Origin of the sequence: Kitasatospora sp. NPDC059146 (assembly GCF_042786665.1) — a bacterium.
Classification (GTDB): domain Bacteria; phylum Actinomycetota; class Actinomycetes; order Streptomycetales; family Streptomycetaceae; genus Kitasatospora.
Window position 1 is genome coordinate 1 of the sequence record NZ_JBHZCY010000256.1, and the last position, 2,865, is coordinate 2,865.

4 protein-coding genes are annotated in these 2,865 nt (G+C 75.7%); 3 read left to right on the forward strand and 1 reads right to left on the reverse strand.

Translation table 11 applies throughout. From position 1 onward, the window contains the following. Positions 1-96: 96 nt before the first annotated feature. Positions 97-507: an organic hydroperoxide resistance protein gene (locus tag ACFXPX_RS43685; RefSeq protein WP_360245460.1), complete on the reverse strand. Its 411-nt coding sequence runs from the start codon at positions 505-507 to the stop codon at positions 97-99. A 184-nt stretch (positions 508-691) separates the two neighbouring features. Here ACFXPX_RS43685 and ACFXPX_RS43690 point away from each other — a divergent pair, with 184 nt between their 5' ends. The 3 genes from ACFXPX_RS43690 to ACFXPX_RS43700 all read left to right on the forward strand — a co-directional run bounded on the left by ACFXPX_RS43690 (position 692) and on the right by ACFXPX_RS43700 (position 2,745). Next, positions 692-1,165, forward strand: coding sequence for a MarR family winged helix-turn-helix transcriptional regulator (locus tag ACFXPX_RS43690; RefSeq protein WP_380645103.1), 474 nt, complete (start codon positions 692-694; stop codon positions 1,163-1,165). A gap of 285 nt (positions 1,166-1,450) precedes the next feature. Continuing rightward, entirely contained in the window at positions 1,451-2,020 is a 570-nt protein-coding gene (locus ACFXPX_RS43695) for an RNA polymerase sigma factor (RefSeq protein WP_375887037.1), read from the forward strand. Further along, complete coding sequence (locus ACFXPX_RS43700) at positions 2,017-2,745, forward strand: hypothetical protein (protein ID WP_380528545.1); 729 nt, start codon at positions 2,017-2,019, stop codon at positions 2,743-2,745. The genes ACFXPX_RS43695 and ACFXPX_RS43700 overlap by 4 nt, the downstream gene beginning before the upstream one ends. Positions 2,746-2,865 lie beyond the last annotated feature (120 nt).

A 2,865-nucleotide genomic window follows, 5' to 3' on the forward strand; every position in this document is an offset into this window, starting at 1 on the left:
GGGGTGGGCAGGCTCCGGGCGGATCGTTGGGCCCCCCCCGGAGCCTGCCCGTTGCCTGTCCGGGGTCCGCCCCGGGGCGGGTGTTGCCCGGCGGTGTTACTCGACGACGAGCTCGACCGGGATGTTGCCCCGGGTGGCGCGGGAGTACGGGCAGACCTCGTGCGCCTGCTTGACCAGCAGCTCGCCGCCCTCGCCCGCGAGCGCCTCGGGCAGCTCGACGCGCAGCACGACGGCCAGGCCGAAGCCCGCGCCGTCCTTGCCGATGGACACCTCGGCGGTCACCGAGACCTCGCTGGTGTCCACCCGGGCCTGCCGGCCGACCAGGCCGAGGGCGCTGGCGAAGCAGGCGGCGTAACCGGCGGCGAACAGCTGCTCGGGGTTGGTGCCCTGGCCGCTGCCGCCGAGTGCGGGCGGCATCGCCAGGGCGAGGTCCAGCTGGCCGTCCGAGCTGACGGCGCGGCCCTCGCGGCCGTTGGCGGTGGCGGCGGCGGTGTAGAGCGCGTCCATGGTGGGTCCCTTCGTGGTGCGCGGTCCGCGGTGCGTCGCGGTGCGCGGGGGCGGGCGGAGTCGTCCTGTTCCGGCGGCCGTCCGGCCCTCCGTGGAGGTCCGGCTGCCGACTGCTCCATAAGTAGAGCACGCAATTCAGTTGTGCACAACTAGATGGCGCGACGGCGATCGGTACCATGGGGTCATGACCACGCTCCCCGGCATGGCGGACGAGGAACTGCTCCGCCTCGACCAGCAGATCTGCTTCTCGCTCAACGCCGCCTCCCGCGCCTTCGGCGGCGTCTACCGGGTCCTGCTCCGGGACCTCGGGCTCACCTACCCGCAGTACCTGGTCATGCTGGTGCTCTGGGAGGACGGCGAGCTGCCCGTCAAGCGGCTCGGCGAGCGCCTGCGGCTCGACTCCGGCACCCTCTCCCCGCTGCTCAAGCGCCTGGAGGCAGCCGGACTGGTGTGCCGCGAGCGCAGCCCGGAGGACGAGCGGTCGGTGACCGTCAGCCTCACCGCCGAGGGGGCGGCGCTGCGCGAGCGGGCCGGGCAGGTGCCGCGCCGGCTGCTCACGGCCACCGGGCTGCCGGTCGAGGACCTGGCCGCGCTGCGGGTGCTGCTGGAGCGGGTGACCGTCGCGCTGGACTCGGCGGACGTGCAGCCGGCGCCGTAGGGCGGTCGCCGGGTGGGCGGTCGTCGGGGGTAGTCGTCGGGGCTTGTCAAGCCGCCATCCGAACGAGTGTGATCTGGGTCACTCCGGGGTGGTCGGGCGCCCGTTCGCCCCCACGAACGGGCAGGTCAGCGGCCTGGTTCGAAAGTGAACAGAATTGTTCCCAAATGTCCGCCCGATCCGGTCGACAACCCGCCCCTCCCGGACGGTTACACCACGAGCCCCGAAACGGGCCGTCGGCGTGCCAACCGGTGGGCCGGCCAGCTGACCCAGGAGAAGGGGGCGCGTGTGAACACTCCCGGGCCGGGGGAGGAGCGGGGCCTTCGGGCGGACCCGCTCGACGACCTGCCGAACGACTTCGAGGCGTTCTTCACCCGCGAGAACACCGGCTACCTCCGCTACGCCCGGCAGCGCCTGCGCCACCGCGAGGACGCCCAGGACGCCGTGCAGAACGCCGGCACCACGCTCTACCGGAACTGGCGCCGGGCCCTGGCCAGCGCGGACCCGCAGGCCTTCGCCTTCAAGATCGTCAAGGACGCGGTGGTCGACGTCCTGCGCGAACGCGGCCGGGCCGAGCGCAAGCGGCTCCGGGTGATCGCCCAGCGCCGCCCCGACACCAGCCAGGACGAGCTGGAGGAGCTCGCCGAACTGGACGCCCTGGACTGGGCGATGGACGCCCTCGCGCGCGCCGCGCCCGTCCAGGCCGACGTGGTCCGGCTGCGCCAGGCGGGCACCTCCTACCCCGACATCGGCCGGGCGCTCGGCATCGCCCACACCACCGCCCGCACCTACTACAGCCTCGGGCGGCGCCACCTGGAGTACCTGCTGGAACACCCGGACGACGGGCAGGCGACATGAGGGTCACCGAGCTGCTGCGCGCGCACGCCGCCGAGCTGGACGAGGAGTTCCGCGACCACGACCCGGTGGCCTTCACCCGTCGGCTGGCCGAACGGCTGGCCGCCGCCCGCCGGGCCGCCCCGACCGGCCGCGAGCGCCCCGCCCGGCCCCCCGCCGTCGCCCGGCCGCCGCACGCCGGGGCCGCCGGGGACCACCTCCGGTCCGGCGGGCGGGCCGAACTGCGGCGGGACCTGCGCCACCTGTGCGCGGGGGTGGCGGGCGCGGTCGAGCCCGGCGAACTGGCCCTGGACCTCGAACTCGCCGAGAAGGCCGCCTTCCGCACCCTCGGCTGCCTGCTCTACGGCATGGGCCGCACGGCCGACGGGGTCTTCTGGTGGCGGATCGCCGCCCAGTACGGCGACCAGCTGGCCGTCCACTGCCTGGCCGTCCACTACGCCGCCGAGGGCGAACGGGGCGACGCGGCGCGCTGGGCCGCCGAGGCCGAGGACCTCAGCGACCCGGGGCGGCTGCCCGAACTCGCCCCGGCGGTGCGGCCGGGCTGCGCCGCCGAGCTCACCCGGCTGCTGGCGGAGCGGTACGACGGGGAGATCCTGCTGACGCTGCGGGACACCGTGGCGACGCCGCCGACTGGGCCCGGGGCGGGAGCGGGGGCGGGAGTCGGGGCGGCGGCCGGGCCGCTGGGCGCCCACCCGGTGCGCGGGCGGGGGGCGACGCGGATCCGCTGAGGGGTGCGGTGCGGCCGAGCGCGCGGGAACGGCCGGGGGTGCGCTGCGGCACAAGACGCGGGAACGGTCGGGCGTGCGGGAACGGCCGGGGGCCGCCGCACCGGTGTGGTGCGACGGCCC